Raw genomic sequence first — 19434 nt, 5'->3', positions numbered from 1 at the left:
AGTAAGACAGGAGGTTTCAGAAGTAAGACAGGAGGTTTCAGAAGTAAGACAGGAGGTTTCAGAAGTAAGACAGGAAGTTGCAGAAGTAAGACAGGAAGTTGCAGAAGTAAGACAGGAGGTTGCGGAAGTAAGACAGGAGGTTGCGGAAGTAAGACAGGAGGTTGCAGAAGTAAGACAGGAGGTTGCAGAAGTAAAACAGGAAGTTGCAGAAGTAAGACAGGAGGTTGCAGAAGTAAAACAGGAGGTTGCGGAAGTAAGACAGGAGGTTGCGGAAGTAAGACAGGAGGTTGCGGAAGTAAGACAGGAGGTTGCGGAAGTAAAACAGGAGGTTGCGGAAGTAAAACAGGAGGTTGCGGAAGTAAGACAGGAGGTTGCGGAAGTTAAGCAAGACGTTGCAGAGGTAAGGCAAGAATTGACCGAAGTACGGCAGGATATTGCTACTTTTAAAGAAGAAGTCAATAGTAGGTTTGATGAGTTTGGATTGAAATTCCAGGAAATTATCACGCTTATTAAAAATAAACAAGAGTAAATGTCTTCCCACCACATTGTAAAAGAAAAACAAGAACCAGCACTGATTATCGCGAATGGTGAAGCATGTAGCGAAGAACTTCTTGGACAACTGCTTGAATGGAGCCCGTTTATTGTCGTTTTAGATCATGCAATTTACCGCGTTCTGGAACTGGGCATTAAAATAGATGTCTGGCTCGGCGACTTCGACAAAGATCACGACTTTGAAGCGATCCGGTCTAGTCAGGAGCCGCTGGAAATTGTCAGCACACCCGATCAGGACAAAACGGATCTTGAAAAAGCTATTGATTTTTTGATTGGAAGAGGTTTTCCAGCTGCAAATATTGTTTGGGCAACCGGACGCCGTGCAGATCATGCCATTACCAACATCACCAATCTGGTTCGTTACAAAGACCAGATCAGATTGGTTTTATTTGATGATTATTCCAAGATTTTTCCGCTCAGAGGTATTTTTGAAAAGTGGTATGTTGCCGGAACGCCAATTTCGTTAATTCCGGTAGGGGAAGTACAGGGAATTAGAACGAGCGGACTAAAATATAATCTCGATCACGAAACACTTACGCTTGGACATCGTACCGGTAATAGTAATGAGGCAGAGATCGATGGAATGGTTCGTATCTCCGCCTCACAGGGTGATTTGCTTATAATGGAATGCTGGGATTTATAGCGAAACCTGTTTTGATTCCACGTAGAAATTCCGGTCGACTGTTAAAGCTTTTTCTCCCTTTAACTTTACTGTTTTCCATTTGTTTTCAGGATAAATGGTTTGGTCTTTCCCTTCCCCGATTTTGACTTTTAAAGGCATATCAAAACCATCGATCACATTTGACCAGCGGTATTCCAAAACATTATCTTTAAAAGAATATTCGAGTAACGGGATACGGGTATCACGTAAGTACTGGTCAAAAACTTTGGAAATGTTTCTTCCTGCGTTTTTGCTTACATATGCTTCGATTTGAGATCCGTCTACTGTTTGATGATAGAAGGTTTTGTTTAAACCTCTCAAAATTCCTCTCCATTTTTCATCGTTGTTTACGATCTGGCGGATGGTGTGAAGCATGTTTCCTCCTTTGTAATACATGTCACCTGATCCCTCTTTGTTTACATTGTAAGTTCCGACAATCGGAGCCTTGTTTGCAATTAATTTACGTGTGCCAATAACGTAATCGGCTCCTGCGTCTTTTCCGAAATAGAATTCAGTGTAAAGGTTTTCCGAGTAATTTGTAAAACTTTCATGTACCCACATATCAGCAACATCTTTGTAGGTGATGTTGTTTGCAAACCATTCATGCCCGCTTTCATGAATGATTATAAAATCCCATTTAAGTCCCCAACCTGTTTGCGACAAATCACGACCCAGGTATCCGTTCTGAAATTTGTTCCCGTAAGTAACAGAGCTCTGGTGTTCCATTCCCAGATATGGAACCTGCACCAGTTTGTATCCATCCTCATAAAAAGGGTAAGGTCCAAACCAGTGTTCAAAGGCTTTCAGCATCATAGGGACTTGTTTGAAGTGCTCTTTTGCTTTGGATAAATCTTGTTTCAAAGCATAATAACTTAAGTCCAGGTCACCTTTTTCACCTTTGTAAACCTCTTTCCAGCTTTCATAATCTCCAACATTCATGTTTACACCATAATTGTTGATCGGATTATTTACCACCCAGTTGAATGTTTTTGTGCCGTCGGTATTGTTAACCACATTACGGAGTTTTCCATTGGAGACATCGGATAAATTACCGGGAACTGTGATACTCACCTGCATACTATCAGGCTCATCATACATGTGATCCTTGCATGGCCACCAAACGCTGGAACCAAGTCCCTGGCAGGAAGTCGAGATCCAAGAATTTTTATTGTTATCAAGTTCCCACTGAACTCCTCCATCCCATGGCGGACGTTTTGCCAGTTTTGGTTTTCCATTATAAAAAACTGTAATGGCTTCCTGTTTTCCCGTTTCCTGTTTTTTAATGAGTGTGATAAAAAAGGCACTACCGTCTCGTCGGAACTTTAACGACTGACCATCCTGAATTACCTTCTCAATAATTAGTGGTTCCTGTAAATCCACCTGAATTAACTGATAAGGCTTTAATACCTTATAACGGATTTCTGTGCTTCCTGTAACAGAACTGTCTTTTGGATTCGGTCTAACATTAAGATGATAGTAGGTAAGATCCCACCAGGAACGTTCAGATGTGATTGAACCTCTCAGCGTATCAGCATGTGTAAAGACAGTTTTTTGTGCCAAAAGTTGCTGACAGGTCAGAAAGGTAAAAAGGATAATGTAAGGTAAATTTTTCTTTTTGGGCATAACTAAAATTCGTTGATTTGAAGCCTGACAGACTTTTTAAAAACACAGACAAACTGGTATGAAGTTACAATTATAATCCATAAAACCGAAAGACCAGCTTGCGCCGGTCTTTCGGTTAATTTTTGAAAATGAAGTGTTAATTTCTGTGCATTACTTTATGGCAGGACTTTCGTAGCCCAGTTTTTTCAAACCTTTTTGCACGTCAGGATCCTGCATAAAAAGTTTCCATAACAAACCGGTTCTGTAATTTTCGATCATGACAATGATCGGTCCCTGATCAATTGCCAAATGGGAGGTAGCATACCAGTTTTGCGACTCGTTGTAGGCGTCTGTAAAACCATATTCACTCCAAATTTTATCTCCCAAATCCTCATAAATATGTCTTAGGGCTTTCATCGATTGTTCAGGTGTATAGGGGAAAGACGATAGCGCGGCCGTGGGCGTGATCGTACCAAAATCGTTTGTGGGAGAGTGTGCGTTGTATCCGTTGTAGGTGTCACTCGCTGTTAAACCCCAGCTATTTTCCCCATAACCTTTGAATTTGCCAGGGTTCGCTAAACAATGTTTGTAGTTAATCAGGCTATGATTCACGTTCTGCTCCCAATAATTGGCATATTGATCCCTGAGATTCCGCGGGTCCAGTCCAAGAAAAGAATAGTGGGTAAAAAACAACGGTCCTCCAAAGTCAAAACCTAATGGCAGTTTAACACCATAAAATTCCTTGCCGTTTTTGAAATGGCTGCTTTCAGCCCAGCATTTGTCATAAACCTGCCTGGTAATTGGATAACGGGGAGACGAGGCCGCTAAGATGTAAGTGATAAGCGTTTCATTGTAACCTCTTAATTCAAAATTTATTGCCCAGCCGTTATTTGGGCTCCAGTGCCAGTAGAGCTGGTCCCTTCCATCGCGTGTATGCCAGTTCCATTCAACGTCATCCCAGATTCCGGTGATCCGGTTACGAAGTTCTCTTTCAAGATTTGAATCTGCATTGAAATATTGCCTGGCTGCAAGTAACCCCTGGAAGAGGAAGGAAGATTCCACCAGGTCGCCACCGTCATCTTTACGGCCGAAAGGTATTGTTTTACCTGTTGCGCCATTCAGCCAGTGCGGAAACACGCCATGATAAGCATCTGCCTTAGAAAGAAACTTAACCATTTTTAAGAGTCTAGATGCAACAGAATCGCGTGGCTGCCACTTTCTCTCAGCTGCCACGATCATGGCCATGATACCAAAACCAGTCCCTCCGGTTGTAACTACTTCATCCCCATAGTCAAAAGCAACGTTGCTCCTTTCGCGGGACATTCCGCTTACCGGGTGGCCAAACTCCCAGAAATATCTGAACGTTTGTTTTTGAACCAATTCAAGCAAAGCAGTATCCGATAGATTTTTTGGCCTTGCCGCCGGATTGAAAGTACCTGGTTTTCCAGCAACTGTCTTTTTCTTTTGCGCATAGCTTTCCGTTGACAGAAATGTCAGGCAGATTGATATCAGTAAATAAGATAAAGTCCTCATGATTAATATTTTATAATGATAATTTTTTGTTATTCGATTTCCTGTCCAACCTGATACAGCATCAAAGATTGGGACTTTGAAATCCTAAATTTTTCATCCCCGTTTTAACCTCCGGACAACTCATGAAAAGATTCCATAATAAGGCGCTGCGGTAGTTTTCAATCATTATCACAATGGGTCCCTGGTCTATTGCCAGATAAGAATCAGCAAACCACAGCTGGTTCATTGAAAAAGCATCCCGAAAACCGTATTCGCCCCAGGTTTTATCCCCGAGTTTATTGTAAAAGAATTTTAAGGCCTGCATCGATTCAACAGGAGTATAGGGAAAAGATGACAATGCCGCAGTCGGAGCTATAACTCCTTTATCAGTGGTTGGGGAATTGGCATTATATCCGTCAGGAATGTCGCTGGCTGTTAATCCCCAGCACGAATTACTGTATCCGCTGTGAGACAGGGGGTTGGTTTTACAATAATTGTAATTGATTAAACTGTGATTCTTGTTTTGGGTAAAATAGTTTGTAAACTTATCGGTGAGGCCGGTTGGATTAATCCCAAGAAAGGAATAATGTGCAAAAAAAAGCGGACCTCCGTAATCATCCCCTAATGGAAGTTTGATGCCATAAAATTCTTTTCCATTTACAAAATTCCCATTACCTGTCCATCCATTTTCATAAACTGATTTTGTAATCGGGAAAGTGGGAGAGGAAGCGGCCAATACATAAGTTATCAGCGACTCGTTCCAGCCTTTTATCTGATGGTTCATCTCCCAGCCATAATCCGGACTCCAGTGCCAGTAAAGTACATTCTCTTTATTTTTTTGAAACCAGGTCCACTCAACTCCCCGCCACAAATTATTGATTTCTATCCTCAACGCTGTTTCATCAGCTTCCTGTCCATTGAAATACTGCCGGCTAACCAGTAGTCCCTGCATTAAAAGTGAAGTCTCGACAAGATCCGCCCCATTGTCCTTCGCACTGAACGGTATCGCAGCTCCGGTAGCTCCGTTAAGCCAGTGAGGGAAAGCACCATGGAATTTTTGTGTTTTGTCTTTCAGGAAGGCAACGATCTTTTGCATACGTTCCAGTCCCTGGGCGCGGGTAATAAACTTTCTTTCAATCGCAACCGGAATAGTCATGATGCCAAAGCCACTGCCGCCACTGGTAACCACATCTCCCGAAGTATTCCGTTCTCTTGCAAGACCACTAACCGGGTGAGCGAAATCCCAGAAATATTTAAAAGTCTGCTTTTGTACCAAAGTCAGCAAGTCCTCATTTGACAGCACCGGAAATTTATCCGTAGAATCAATGGCGGTTTTTAAAGAAATTGTAACAGGGATCTGAAGCTTCCCTCCTGAGGGTGATTCGAGTGCGTCAGACAGTGCCAGTCTATAACCGGAGAGCTGTAAAAGCGGAGCATTCGGTTCAATCGTAATTTCATTCGCGTTATTTTCAAAGGTTGTTTTATATGGCAGACTCTCATTTTTAGTGTTGTACAAAACAATGGCCCTGGCAACCGTAGATTTTTCGATAGGACTGGAAAAAGAAAGTTTTATAACAGGAGTTGTATTAAGTTCTTTATATTCAAATCCGCTGTTTTTACCATTTACAAAGACACTTTTTAATGAAAAAACGGAAGGCCTCTCCACAGTATCAACGTCCTTTTGCTTGCATCCATAAATCAGGATGATAAAAAATAGTTGATATAAGATCAGTTTCATTTTATGGTTGAAATACGGTGATCCTGACGCCGGAATGTTTGTCTGGCTATGATTTGGTCAGAAGAATTAAACAGGCAGGTGTTATCAGCCTGCCTGTAAAGAGCATTACATTTTTTTGCTATATAGATCCGTTACCTCAGCATCGGTTAATGCTTTTGTATACACACGAAACTGATCCAGCATCCCTGTGTAATGTAGCATCCAGGCATCTGCGGGCGCTTTAATGCCTATGTGTTGCTGAAAACCTCCCAGAACAAACTTCGAAGCATTTGTCATTTTAAGAGGGCCCAGTGCCGCTCCGTTTTTTTTGCGATCGGTAACAGAGGCGTCCAGCGCCAGTTTCACCCCGTCAATATAGGTTGCAAATTTTGAAGTTGCGCCATCGTAAGTGAAGGCGACATGTTTCCATTTGTTGTATGCGTTTGGCCATTTGTTTAAGCCGTTTGCATTTTTTGTGCCTGAGAACTCAGCCCAGTTGCCTGCGAAATTAAATTTAACCAGCATGGAGTCATTCGCAGCCGTGTTTCCTTCAATAAGCATAAATGCGTTTCCCCAAAAATCATTGGTATTTGGAAGCATAAAAACGCATTGCGAGCCACCGGTATGTTTAGCAGTATTCATCCAAAAGGCGATGGTGAAACTTTCCATGGATGCCAGCTTACCTGCGGAAGCATACTCAATCTGGCCCGTGGCAGAACCCTTGTAAGCTTTACCTTTTATACCATCAACATAGGATATACCTGTAACCGTACCCCGCGAACCCCAGATGCTATCAGTCGCCACATTTTCAAATGCCCAAAACCGCTGCAAGGGGCCGTTTAGCGACGGATCATCGTCGGAGATCATGACCAGTTCCGGTCTCTCGAAATGCTGGCAGGAAAAAGCGGTAATTGTTAAACTTAAAGCAAATAACCTGAAAAGAAGTTGATTATATTTTTTCATTACTATTTCTAATTGAATTGTAAGAATCTGGAGGTTAATAAGCAGAATTTTGAACCAAAACGCCACCTGATTTATCTATTTCAGGCTGAGGAATAGGTAGATATCTGTTTCTTGCCTGATAGCCGGTTTTTCCCGCAGCGCGCATGGTTTCTTCCACAATTCCCCAGCGTACCAGGTCGAAGAATCTTTCGTTTTCCATACCCAGCTCAACTCTTCTTTCCTGACGGATTGCATCTCTTAATTTCACCTGATCGGTTACTGTAACTTTTGGTAGAATAGCCGTATTTGTTCCTCGTGCTCTTGAACGCACTTGTTCAAGATAAGCAAGTGCACCAGTTGCATCTCCCGTTTCATTCGAAGCTTCTGCCGCCCATAGCAAAACATCAGCGTAACGGATCACACGCACATTCATCCATTGCCCGAAACGACTTGCAGTTGACGATCTGATGGCAGGATTTGTATACACTTTTTTGTTCCAGTAAGGACGTGGAAGACTGGCCGTCGCAGCAGGTACGGATTCATTATAAGGCGTATTTACTCTGCCTGAATACAATAAGGTCGCATCTTTTCTTGGGTCACCTGTTTCAAAAGCAGCTGCCAGAGATTCCGATGGTGTGTTCCAGCCCCAGCCAAGATCCCATGCTCCTGATCCTCTCACCCCCTGATGCATTGCATTTTCGACGCCCAGGGTTGTTTGAGTGGTTGTATAAATTGCCTGCACTTCAAATACAGATTCGGAATTGTTCTCACCGGTTTCGCGGAAAATACTGTTGTAATCACTTACAAGGCTATAAGTTCCCAAAGCAATTACTTGTTTTGACGCCGCCAGTGCAGCTGCCCAGTTGCTCCGGAACATATAACTTTTAGCATGTAAGGCTAGCGCTGCACCTTTAGTCAAACGTCCGGTGTAAGTGGCAGCCCAGGTTGCTGGCAAAGTAGCAGATGCCTCTGTTAAGTCTGCATCAATTAGTGCGAAAATGTCAGCAACAGGTGATTTTTTTATGTTGGCCTGAGAGGATTCCCTTACTTTAAAATCGATTTTTGGTACTTCCCCATAGGTACGCACCAGATCAAAGTAAGCATGAGCACGCATGAACTTAGCTTCCGCACGGTTAATCAGAGTGGATTCATCCGTTGCTTTAACTGAATCAATGTCCGAAATAACGGCATTGGCAGCAACGATAAGCGCGTAATGATCGCTCCAGTAGCTATTCAGAAGCCACTCGTCTTTTACATATTGGAAGTTATCATAAAAATTTTCCTGTTGAATACCATCCGTTGTTGAGCTTCCTTTATCCGCATCGTCTGAACGGAAATTGTGAATAGCCAGGTAAGGCATTGCGATTACACCGAAAGCACGCATCTTAGCATACACACTAAAAACCTGACTATCGAATGAACCTGCCGGGATATCTTTCTCAACATATCTTCCCAAAGGTTCTCTGTCCAGAAAGTCGGAGCAACTCGACACAATCAGGGTTGCAGCGATGGTCATAAATATGACCAGTGATTTATTATATGATATGAATTTCATATTCAATTGATATTTTAAAAATTCAGATTTAGACCGAAAGTATAAATGACAGGAACCGGATAAGTACCATTGTCTACACCAAATGCCGTAGCGCTGCCACCAATTTCCGGTGTAAAGCCTGTGCTGTTGGTGAAGGTTTTCAGGTTTTGTGCATTAACATAAACCCTTAGTGATTTCAGCTTTATTTTTTCCAAAGCAGTTTTGCTGAAATTGTAACCAACCTGCACGTTTCTGATCCGGAAAAAGCTTCCGTCCTCAATCCAGTAAGATGAAGCCAGATAGTTGTTTGAGCGGGAAGTATTCAGGATAGGCTCCCAGTTAGATGTTCCCGGTCCGTTCCAGCGATCCAGTCTTTGGGTTTGGTAATTAAACTGAGCAAAAGTGTTTCTGTTCCACTGACGGAAAATTTCATTTCCATACACACCGGTCATGTCGATACCTGCGTCAAAACCTTTGTATTTAACAGAAACCGAAGCGCCGTAAGTCAAATCCGGGGTTGGATTTCCAATGATGGTCCGGTCGGATTCATTGATAACGCCGTCGTTGTTGATGTCCTTATATTTTATATCCCCGGGGAAAACGTCTCCGATTGCACTGCTTGGAGATTTAATAAATTCTGCTTCTGACTGATAAATACCATCTGCAACATAACCAAAGAAATAACCAATCGGATAGCCTTCGGTGGTTCGTGAAGCTCCGTTGATGATTTCATATCCCTTGGTAGAAAGCTTTTTAACCTTATTGTTTACGGTTGTTAAATTACCACCAACCGTAAAAGAGAAATCATCAGTTATTGTTTGGTTCCAGGAAGCGGAAAATTCCAATCCGTTGTTTCTCACTTCTCCGAGGTTACTTAATCCCGGAACGGTACCGGCAATGCCGGGTACCAACACCAGGATATCCTTGGTTAGTTTGTTATAATAATTAGCTTCTACTGCCAGTCGGTTTTTGAACATGTTAAATTCAACGCCAGCCTCCGATGCATGTACCTTTTCCCAATGCAGATTTGGGTCAACGATGTATTCGTTTTGAAGGGCAGCAACAATGTTGTCACCAAAAACACCTGAATTAGCCGATGTAAGTGTTGGGTAAGCAGGGTAGCGGTATCTGTCATCAATATTCTGGTTTCCTAAAATACCGAACGAGCCTTTCAATTTAAGATAGTCAAATATGGACTGATTCTTAAAAAAACCTTCCTCGCTGACAACCCATCCCAAACCGACTGCTCCGAAATCCTGCCATCTGCCATTTCCTAAGAATGCAGAACTTCCGTCTCTGCGGTAAGATGCGTTAAACAGGTATTTGCCTTTGTAGTTGTAAAGGACCCTGCCCAGATAAGATAACGTGGCCGATTCCCAGGCTGAACCCGTACCTGTTCGCGTTGAAGCATCTCCAACATTATCGGTGTACCAGAATCTTGGATCATTTGGAATAGGAAAACTGCTTCCCTGTCTCAATGTGGAGCCGGTGCTTTCATATCCACGGTAGTACGTGGTAATACCGCCAAGAACCGTCAGATCATGCTGACCAAAGGTTTTTTTGTAGGTAAGCAAATAATCCTGCTGAACTTTTGGATAAATGTTTTGGCTTTGAGACACCGTTGTTTGTCTTACTAGCTGATCTGTTTTATCGGTCCCGGCAATATCAGGATTGTAGACATTGATAAGCGGCTGATAAGAACGGGATGTATTGAAACCGTAATCTGCGTAAAGAGAAGCACGGAAGGTCAGGTCTTTAAGGAAATTCCATTCACCATAAATACTTCCTACCGCACGGAACTCTCTTGCGATCGTGGTTCCTTTTTGTAATTCAACATCTACCAAAGGATTATAAACCTGAGCCCGTTGAAAATCGGGCAGGGTGTGATATAATCCGGTAGTTGCATCCATTACAGGAGCGATCGGCGCTGCTAGTATGGCTCCGCCAACTCCTTTATTAACTGGTGGAACTGCCCTGTAACCATTAAAAGTAAACCCAAATTTCAGTCGTTTGTTTACCTGAATTTCATCGTTGACGTTTAATGTCAGCTTACTGTATTTTTCGTGTTTGATCAATCCTTCTTCTGAAACGGTACCGATACCCATGTAGAACCGGTTTTTCTCGGTTGCTCCTGAAATACTGATGTTATTGTAATTCAGAAACGCATTTTGGAAGATCTGATCCTGCCAGTCGGTGTCGGCATTCCAGTTTGTATAATTATAAGGAGCATTGCCCTGGTTTTGAAGCTGTTCATTATAAAGCTCTTTAAACTGTGCAGCATTGGTTACTTTGATTCTGTCGGCAACTTGTTTGACGCCAAATGTTGTATTAAAATTAACATTCAGCTGGCCGGCTTTTGCTTTTTTTGTTGTAACCGCAATAGCGCCGTTTGCACCTCTCACACCAAAAATTGCCAGAGACGAAGGGTCTTTCAACACTTCGATAGATTCAATATCAGAAGGGTTTAAAAAGTTGATATTGTCATTCAGAATCCCGTCAACTATATAAACCGGCTTTACACCATTAATTGAATTCGTTCCGCGAATACGAATATCCGGCTCTGCACCAGGCCTTCCTGAGTTAACCACCGACAGACCCGCCACCTTCCCCTGAAGAGAATTAATCGGGTTGGCTGAGGGTTTATCTGCAATCTCCGCACCCTTGATCGTTACGATCGAACCTGTAAGATCTCTCTTGCTTGCCGTTCCGTAACCGATAACGACTACTTCATTCAGTGCGCGTGAATCATCTTTCAGACCGATGTCAATAATTGTTTGGGATCCGACAGTGATTTCCTGTGAAACCATACCAATCATAGAAAACACAAGAACAGATTCTTTGGAAGGAACTTTGATACTGTAATTTCCCTCAACGTCAGTGGGGACACCACTTGCGGTCCCTTTTATTAATACGCTGGCTCCGGGGAGAGCCGATCCATCCGCAGCGGTAACTTTTCCTGTTATGCCAATTTCCTGCCCAAACGAAGCTGTTGCTCCGCACAGGAAAAACAGCATGAACAGTAGCCGTAAATTAGTTTTCATTGATGATAATTTAGAGATATAATTATTAAAAGAAATAATATAATTGTCTCCAAATTTAGACCTCTTGACACCGCAACGTCAAAAAAAGGACTACATCACCACTACATCAATGAGAATAATGCAAGTAAAAGTTGAATTATAATATGCTGTTATGGGATTAGTACAAATGTTTAAATGTCCATCATATACTGAACCAAGTTCGCATCAAGGCCTAAACCAAGCTTTTTTCTCAAACGGTAACGCTTTATTTCCACACCCCGGATGGAAATTCCCAGTGCAGGAGCCATTTCTTTGGTTGATAAATTCATGCGAAGACAGGCCGCCAAACGCAGTTCAGAAGGAGAGATGGACGGGCAAATGATTCTTAATTTTCTAAAAAACTGTTCATGAACCTCATTGAAATTTTCTTCAAAAAGCTGCCAGTCTTCTTTTCCGGCAACGTTACGTTCAATACTATTCAGAAGTTTTTGGTAATGAATGTTTGGAAGCTGCAATCCCATTTCCAGTTTCACTTGTTTTAATTCGTCCCGTATCTCCTCTAAAATTTCATTTTTACGAACAACATTGATGGCGACGTTACTTATTTGCTGGCTTTTGTTCTTGATTTCACTCTGAAGTTTTTCATTCTGCATCTCCATAATTTTTCTTTCACTGGACAATCTTTCCTGTCTCAGTTTTTCTTCCTGTTCGTCAAGTAGTTTTCTGCGGTGTCTTACAAGGCGCCTTTCCTGATAAATGATCAGCACTGTTAGAATACAGGCAATCAATATGGCCAGCAAAAGTTTGGCAAAAAATGTTTCACGCCAGTAAGGAGCTATGGAAAAATTATAGTTGGTTATTTCCCCGTTTAGGCTGTTCCATATTTCAAAGGTATAGTTGCTGGATTCAAGATTCGTGTAGTCGACGAAGTTTTGATCTGTCCACTCCGACCATTGATCCGACAAGCCTTTAAGCCGGTATTTAAACTGTACATTTTGGCCATAGGCGGGAAGCGCAAACATGATCCTGATCGAACGGATATCAGCCGGGAGGTTGGTTCCGCTTGCAATGCCGAATGTTTCGGTAAGATTTCTGAGATTTGCAATTTTTCTGACAACCGGTTTGGTTAGGTTGGAAATGTGTGCCCCGGCTGACAAGCGATTATATAATGCATAACCATTATCCAGTCCAAAGAAATAGTAATCATCAGTCAGCGGAATAATCGTTTCGTTGTTACTGACCAGTGCCAGATCAAACAGTTTCTGCTGCTGATTTGCCGTATTAAAAAGCACACGATTGGTAAAAACTTTGAACCATTCGTTGTTTATCCCTGACCGTAATTTATACGCCTCATCTGCATCTTTGTCAAAATCCGTACTTGCCTGAAGCACATTTTTGTCGTTGGAAACAAAAAACTGATCAGATGACCGAATGTATATACTGTTTTTCCATTTGGTTATTTCCACGGAAAACTCGCTGGGAATATCTTTGGGAGATTCAAATTCTTTCCAATAAGTAACGGAATCAAGGTTACTGGTAAGTTTTGCTAAAAAGAGTCCTTTGTAAGGATGTGCAAGCCAGAACGCTCCGTCTTTACCCTGAACAATTTGTTTGATTGGAATAGTGGGGACCGATTTGACACGGTAGGAATAAGTCCAGAGTTTTTGTTTATCTTTTTTGTAAACATGCAATCCATTGTAAGCGCCTTGCAGGAGTAGCGTGTCCTTTCCATTCTTTACGGGTAAAAATGTCCAGCCGCCTGTAACTTCTGAAATCTTTTTAACTCCATCAGATTCAATACGGAAAGTGGCATCGTTGTGGCCGCAAAGCAGTTGGTCATCAATTACTTTTAAATACCAGGTTTGTCCTCCTAATCCCGGAACTGCGCGGAATGGCTCAGCAGACATCCATTTCTTTACGAAAACCCCATTGTTTGACCCTACATAAAGATTGCCTTGCCAGATAGCAGCTGCGTATGTTGACCCGAGCGGATTATCGTTGGTTTGATATGATATGACCGAAGAGGACATTTTGACCAAATCGATACCCTGATCCATCCCAATCCAAAGCTGTTTTTGACTGTCTTCTGCCAGCGCAAGCACGGTGTTGTTTTGTAAGCCATTTTCTTTGTTTAAATGGTATTTTAAGGTTCCGTCGGGCAGGACTACATATACGCCTTTTTGAATTGTCCCGAACACAAAACTGTTGTCCTGGGACAGTATGATAGCCCGATTGATAATATTTTTCCGGAGTTCTGCCGATATAGGGATTTTCCAGGGTCTCAACTGGCCGTCCTTCCAGATAAACAGGCCATGCTTGGTTGTCGTTATTAAAATCTGATTTTCACGAAAAGGTAAAATGGAAGAGACAATTGTTGAGGAAAGATCTTCTGTGCCTTGTAATGCATAAAATTTTTCTCCTTTCAGTTCGTATAATCCCTTACCAATGATGGGAACAAGCAGCCGGTTATTTACAAACTGCATAAACATGAAATTTCCAGAGGCCTTTATTTCAATCAGATTTTTACCATCATATCTATATATAAACGCAAAAGACTGAAAGTAAATGTACTTTGGTGTTTTAAGAATGTGCCAGATTTCTTCTGTTTTAAGACTTTCGAAGCCTGCGTTTTTGCTAAGCGAATTATAGATCAGCTGCCCGTTATCGTCTTCCTGCCAAAAGCCAAACTCTCCGTACCCTCCCACATAAATCCTGCTTTCTGTCTTTTTTTTTGGTACTGCCATTGTTTTTCCCTGCAGAATTTTCCCCGCAGGAAGCTGATCACATAAAACGGCTCTGACAATCTGATGATTAGGTAAGGTATATGTTTTCCAGGAGGCGCCGTCAAATTCGAGTAATCCGTCTGAATTTGCAGCATAAATAAAGTTGCCGGCACTTTGGTCAATAGCCCAGTTTTGTTTGTGTGCTTTGTATACCGAGAGCGGATAATTCGTTAGCGGAGGGGTTTCCTGAGCTTGTATCTGTGAAAAAAAAGCAAAAAAAAGCAGTAAAGTTAGGGGGCAATAAGGCTTCACTTGATGGAGTCCAGGAAAATATGACGTCCAAGGGTTACGCTTTTTTGCTTGGTGAAAATTCATTTTAACTGCCTTTTATTTTTTTTAATTCAGTTTACAGTACGCTATTTGCCCACAGATTGATTACAACGTTCGCTTATGTTTAAAGTAATTTCACTATTGGTGCTTACTTCCTCGGTTGTTATGGCACAAGTCAAGCCGACCGACGATAATACAAAAAATGATATACGGTATGATCTAAATACTTCCGGATCACATTATGTAAAAATTACCTTCATAAACCAGACCTGGCTTAGGCTGAACGAAAATAATCCGGGAACAACAGTGCTTACAGATCCTGCAACCAACACTTTTGACATCGGTTTACGACGCACCCGTATGCAGCTTTTTGGACAAATCACCGACCGAATCTTTTTTTATACCCAGTTTGGCATGAACAATTTTAATAAGGTTAATGGTTTCCCGGGTTATAATACTACCGGCACACCAAGTAACAGAAAAATAGCGGCATTTTTTCATGATGCGTTAGGAGAATACGAAGTTCTGCGTAAAGGAAATAGTTTTATTCGTTTAGGGGGAGGTTTAACCATTGTAAATGGACTTTCCAGATTTTCGCAGCCAGGTATAGGTACAATCATGACGATGGATGTCCCTATTTTTGCACAGACCACTGTTGATCAAACAGATCAGTTCTCGCGGAAGCTGGCAGTTTATAGTCGTGGACAAGTTGGTAAAATCAATTTTCGTGTAAGTGTAGCGGATCCTTTTCCGATTGAAACAAATGGCTCCGTACCTCCGGCGTTGGGAGTGAATTCAGTTTTTGCCCAAAAAAGACATAAAAAACAATTTGATGGATTGTTGATCTACAACATTTTTGATACCGAAGACAATACAACACCTGGTTATATGACCGGTACCTATCTTGGAAAACGAAAAATATTGAACATCGAAGCTGGTTTTATAACTCAGAAAAATGGTACATGGAGAAAGGAAGGTGCTGATACATTGTATAGCAATATGAAACTTTGGTCCGTTGCTACTTATGCAGATATGCCGGTTAATAAGGAAAAAGGAACCGCGGTTTCAGGCTATGCGGGATATTTCCGCACCGATTATGGCAAAGGATACCTTCGTTATAACGGAAGTATGAATCCGGCAACAGGGACTACAATGCCGATTACAGGCGTGAGCGGAACACAGGGAAATGCCTATCCGATGTTCGGAACGGGTAACGTTATTTATGCTCAGGCCGGCTACAAATTAAAAGATGGTTTGCTGGGAAGGCAGGGAACATTGATGCCCTTCGCTTCCTTACAGCACTCGGATTACGAGCGCTTGAAAGATCCGATGAATCTTTACAACCTCGGTATCAACTGGCTGATTAAAGGCCACAATGGAAAACTTACTTTGAACTACGAGAACCGTCCGGTTTACAGATCTGGTTCAGTTGTCAACGGATTGATTAAAGATGGCAGGAAAGGGTCCTGGATCTTACAATACCAGGTTTCGATCTAATAACGAGGTAGTTTAAACAGAAACAGGCAGCCAATCCGGCTGCCTGTTTCTGTTTATTGTATTTTAAAATCAACTTAGAAAGTAAAGTTCAAACGGGCAAATAACAATCTTCCGTTCATTCCGTACTGTGAAGTATTTCTTGAATAAACAAACTGATTTGCGTTTGAAAGATCTACCGTTGCGGCCGCATTTGCATAAACTACTTTACCATTTGCTACGCCGGTTGGTCTTTTTGCAATGATTGAATTAAAGTTTCTGTCCGGATAAATATCGAAAATGTTGTTAGCTCCCACTACCAGTTTGATGAATTTATTAAACTGGTAACCAACAGAAAGATCTGTAATTGCACGGCCACCCCAAACCGGATGTTCGTTTTCAACCGCTTCTCCGTTCACGATAATGGCACCAATAAAACCATCGCCGTTTACATCGACTGTGTTTGGATCCGTAACTTTCCCGAAATAGGCATTTCTGATAAACAGATCGAATTTGTTCAGTGTCAGTGTGTGACTCCAGTTAAACTTCACTCTTGGAACCGCTTCCTGCAAATAAATCCGGGATGCTTCTGAATAGTAACGGTTAATCTGTCCGTTTTCTGCAAGAATATCGGATGCTTTGATGGACCCAACCTGTTTGGTTTGCGATACGGTTCCTGCAACATCCGTTCTCAGTGTAGCTCCGTTGTCAAATTTTGCTCTGTGTGAAATAACAAGGTCAATTCCTTTTGATTCTGTATCAATTGCATTTGAAAAGAAGGTTGCAGCCGTAGCATTTGCCTGATCGAATAATTGCTGTAAGCGCAGTGCAGAACCTGTAACTGTTCCACCCGGACGTGAGAATTGATCAGTAAGAATGACCCTGTCATTGATACGAACGAAGTATCCGTCAGCAGTAATAGTCAGGTTTGCACTTGGGATTCTGGCTGTGAAACCGGCGCTCAGACTTTTTGATTCTTCCTGTTTCAATTTAGGAATACCCAGTAACTGTGCAGCTGGAGAGGCATTACTAAAAGTTCCTACTTCAAAAGGTACACCTCCGACGAACTGTGTTGAAGTTGAGTTAAAGTAAATCTGTGCAAGTGAAGGAGCGCGGAAACCCGTTGACGCAGCAGCACGGAGGTTGATGTTGTCGGTGAGTTTGTAACGTGTAGCTAACTTGAAATTAGTCGTACTGCCAAAATCTGAATAGTTTTCAAAACGAACAGCTCCTTCGAGTAACCATTTGCTGGTTATATCCAATTCAGCATCAACATAAGCTGCAACGCTCTGGCGGTTTGCATCTTTTGTTTCAAGCGCATTTTCAGGTCTGAAACCAGGAAAAACCTGCGCCCCACCCGGACGGGCTGCACCAAAGAAATCGTTTGGAGGAAGCTGTGTAGACGTTGTGATCAGTTTTCCTGTCACATCATACCTAGCCCATGAATTTTCGTCACCTGCATTAATTCTGTATGATTCAAAACGTCCTTCTGCACCAAATGCCAGGTTCATTCCAGATAACACATCAAATTTGCGGCTTAGATCAAGGTTAACCGTGTTTTGTTTGAAGTTAAGTCCTCCGGCTTTAAAAACCGTTGGTGAATTTTGAAGCAAAGTTGTGTTCACCGTGTTTTCAACACCATAATTAAATGTGTTAGAACCGAAAGTGTTGCTCAGGTCATAGTTAAATGAGCCTATTTTTCCGCGAACACCTGCCGCAGCTGAGGCGTCGATTACATCAGAGTGGATCTCAGGTAAAAAACCATTGATGAAAATTCCCGTGTAAGTACGGGCCTGGTTAGGTCTTCTGTAAAAACCGGCAGCATTTCCTTTTCTTTTACCATAACCTCCGAAAGCATAAACTTCGTGATTATCGTTAATTGGAATGGCTGCGTTTGCAAATAGCTGAATGCTTTTTAGCTCGGACTGTCCGACACGCATGTTGAAGTCTCTTCTTTCCAATCCTCTGTAAGACAGCTCGCTGTCCGTGACATCAGCGCCGAGTACTTTTTGCAGGTCTGCAATTGTACTTGCACCAGCGATAGAGGTTTGTGTTGCTGCATCCAGATAACTTACACCCAAAGCGCCTCTTTTAATAGCTGCTATGTCTGTCACCAGACTGTTAACATTGCCGCCGCTTTGCTGTGTTCTGTATTCGATTGCATTGTAGGCATTAAAAATGCTCCCGGTTGCGAAGTCGGCGCGGGATGTTGGTTTTCTTGTCAGTGCTGAACCGGTGAAATTGATAAATCCTTTCTGTCCTAGTCTAACACCATAGTTGCCATCGATCTGAAGGTTCTCTCCGTCCATGCCGCCTGTATGATCATTGGCTCCCTGTGAAATATTAGCTCCGCTGTAAAGTGACAGGTTTAATTTTCCTGTTGATTCTTTCATCTTCACATTGATAACACCTGCAATCGCATCAGAACCATACTGTGCAGAAGCACCGTCGCGCAAAACCTCGATTTTTTCGATTGCATAAGCAGGAATGGCATTCAAATCTGTACCCACAGAACCGCGACCCGGCGTACCGTTCACATTTACAAGCGATGACGTATGTCTTCTTTTTCCATTTAAAAGCACGAGTACCTGGTCAGGACCTAATCCACGAAGCTGAGCCGGGTCAATATGATCCGTTCCGTCAGCAACCGTTGTTGTGTTGGAAGTGAAAGAAGGAGCAACCACGTTCAAAATCTGGTTGAGGTTATTTTGTGGTACCTGCGTAGTTATTTGCTGAATACCTATCACATCGACAGGCACCGGGCTTTCGGTATTAACACGGCCTCCGGCTCGGGAACCGGTTACTACGACTTCACCTAGTGTGGATGTCCCTTCGTTAAGGGTAACGTCCAAAAAACAGTTTCACCAGCAACATTGGTGCGGATTGTCTGAGTTTCGAAACCGATGAAACTGAATGTTAACTGATAAGATCCGGCAGCGATTGATAAGCTGTAATTTCCATCGCCATCGGTGACCGTTCCGTTATTGGTGCCAAGTGCCATAACGGATACACCTGGAAGACCGCCTCCGCTTTTTCCATCGGTCACCTTTCCCTTAATTCCCTGGGCATAAGATATTCCTGAAATAAGGGTAAGTGTGAGTAGAATTAGTAATTTTCTCATAAATACGGGTTGTGTTTTGAATGGTAAAAAGTTGTTCAAGAAGTTTGATAAGTTTAAAAATGAGCTTAAAAATATTTTGAAGCGCGCAAGTAATAGAATAATATTGTATAAACAAAAAAATATTTAGAATTATATGTTGTTTATAGTCTTATATTCAATATATTATTTTACATTAAAATAATTTCTGCTACTGATCATGCTTTGAGAATACTTTTTTATTCTTAATATATTTTAAAAATAAAAAAGT

General features: G+C 42.1%; 12 protein-coding genes. 3 read left to right on the top strand and 9 right to left on the bottom strand.

Translation table 11 applies throughout. The features are described from left to right. A partial coding sequence (locus tag E0F88_RS33810) for a hypothetical protein (protein WP_220466385.1) occupies positions 1 to 529 on the top strand: 529 nt, incomplete at its 5' end. Next, a complete protein-coding gene (locus E0F88_RS26910) occupies positions 530 to 1195 on the top strand; it encodes a thiamine diphosphokinase (RefSeq protein WP_131961386.1) in 666 nt (221 codons plus the stop codon). Here E0F88_RS26910 and E0F88_RS26905 read toward each other — a convergent pair. From E0F88_RS26905 to E0F88_RS26875, 7 genes are all read right to left on the bottom strand, one after another. After that, positions 1190 to 2836, bottom strand: a complete 1647-nt coding sequence (locus E0F88_RS26905; protein WP_131961385.1) for a M1 family metallopeptidase — start codon at positions 2834 to 2836, stop codon at positions 1190 to 1192. The two genes, E0F88_RS26910 and E0F88_RS26905, sit on opposite strands and share 6 nt — an antisense overlap. A gap of 150 nt (positions 2837 to 2986) precedes the next feature. Then, on the bottom strand, positions 2987 to 4348 hold the full coding sequence (locus E0F88_RS26900; protein ID WP_131961384.1) for a glucoamylase family protein: 1362 nt from the start codon (positions 4346 to 4348) through the stop codon (positions 2987 to 2989). Between the two features lie 61 nt (positions 4349 to 4409). Beyond that, the gene (locus tag E0F88_RS26895; RefSeq protein ID WP_131961383.1) at positions 4410 to 6065 is read right to left on the bottom strand and encodes a glucoamylase family protein; all 1656 of its coding nucleotides are present in this window, start codon (positions 6063 to 6065) and stop codon (positions 4410 to 4412) included. A 105-nt stretch (positions 6066 to 6170) separates the two neighbouring features. Then, positions 6171 to 7007, bottom strand: coding sequence for a LamG domain-containing protein (locus E0F88_RS26890; RefSeq protein WP_131961382.1), 837 nt, complete (start codon positions 7005 to 7007; stop codon positions 6171 to 6173). Between the two features lie 34 nt (positions 7008 to 7041). Continuing rightward, positions 7042 to 8541, bottom strand: a complete 1500-nt coding sequence (locus E0F88_RS26885) for a RagB/SusD family nutrient uptake outer membrane protein (protein WP_131961381.1) — start codon at positions 8539 to 8541, stop codon at positions 7042 to 7044. Between the two features lie 14 nt (positions 8542 to 8555). Further along, positions 8556 to 11561, bottom strand: a complete 3006-nt coding sequence (locus tag E0F88_RS26880) for a SusC/RagA family TonB-linked outer membrane protein (RefSeq protein WP_131961380.1) — start codon at positions 11559 to 11561, stop codon at positions 8556 to 8558. A 170-nt stretch (positions 11562 to 11731) separates the two neighbouring features. Beyond that, positions 11732 to 14638, bottom strand: a complete 2907-nt coding sequence (locus tag E0F88_RS26875; RefSeq protein WP_131961379.1) for a triple tyrosine motif-containing protein — start codon at positions 14636 to 14638, stop codon at positions 11732 to 11734. 75 nt (positions 14639 to 14713) lie between these two features. On the opposite strand from E0F88_RS26875, the gene E0F88_RS26870 reads away from it, so the two are divergent. Next, the gene (locus tag E0F88_RS26870) at positions 14714 to 16090 is read left to right on the top strand and encodes a hypothetical protein (protein WP_131961378.1); all 1377 of its coding nucleotides are present in this window, start codon (positions 14714 to 14716) and stop codon (positions 16088 to 16090) included. 74 nt (positions 16091 to 16164) lie between these two features. Here E0F88_RS26870 and E0F88_RS26865 read toward each other — a convergent pair whose 3' ends face one another. Next, complete coding sequence (locus E0F88_RS26865) at positions 16165 to 18918, bottom strand: TonB-dependent receptor plug domain-containing protein (RefSeq protein ID WP_131961377.1); 2754 nt, start codon at positions 18916 to 18918, stop codon at positions 16165 to 16167. Further along, positions 18882 to 19187, bottom strand: a complete 306-nt coding sequence (locus E0F88_RS34390; protein ID WP_131961376.1) for a carboxypeptidase-like regulatory domain-containing protein — start codon at positions 19185 to 19187, stop codon at positions 18882 to 18884. Before E0F88_RS34390 ends, E0F88_RS26865 begins: the two co-directional genes overlap by 37 nt. Positions 19188 to 19434 lie beyond the last annotated feature (247 nt).

This window comes from Dyadobacter psychrotolerans (assembly GCF_004349265.1).
In the GTDB taxonomy this organism is placed as follows: domain Bacteria; phylum Bacteroidota; class Bacteroidia; order Cytophagales; family Spirosomataceae; genus Dyadobacter; species Dyadobacter psychrotolerans.
The sequence above is the reverse complement of the archived record's forward strand: the minus strand, read 5'-3'. Positions and strand labels throughout refer to the sequence as shown.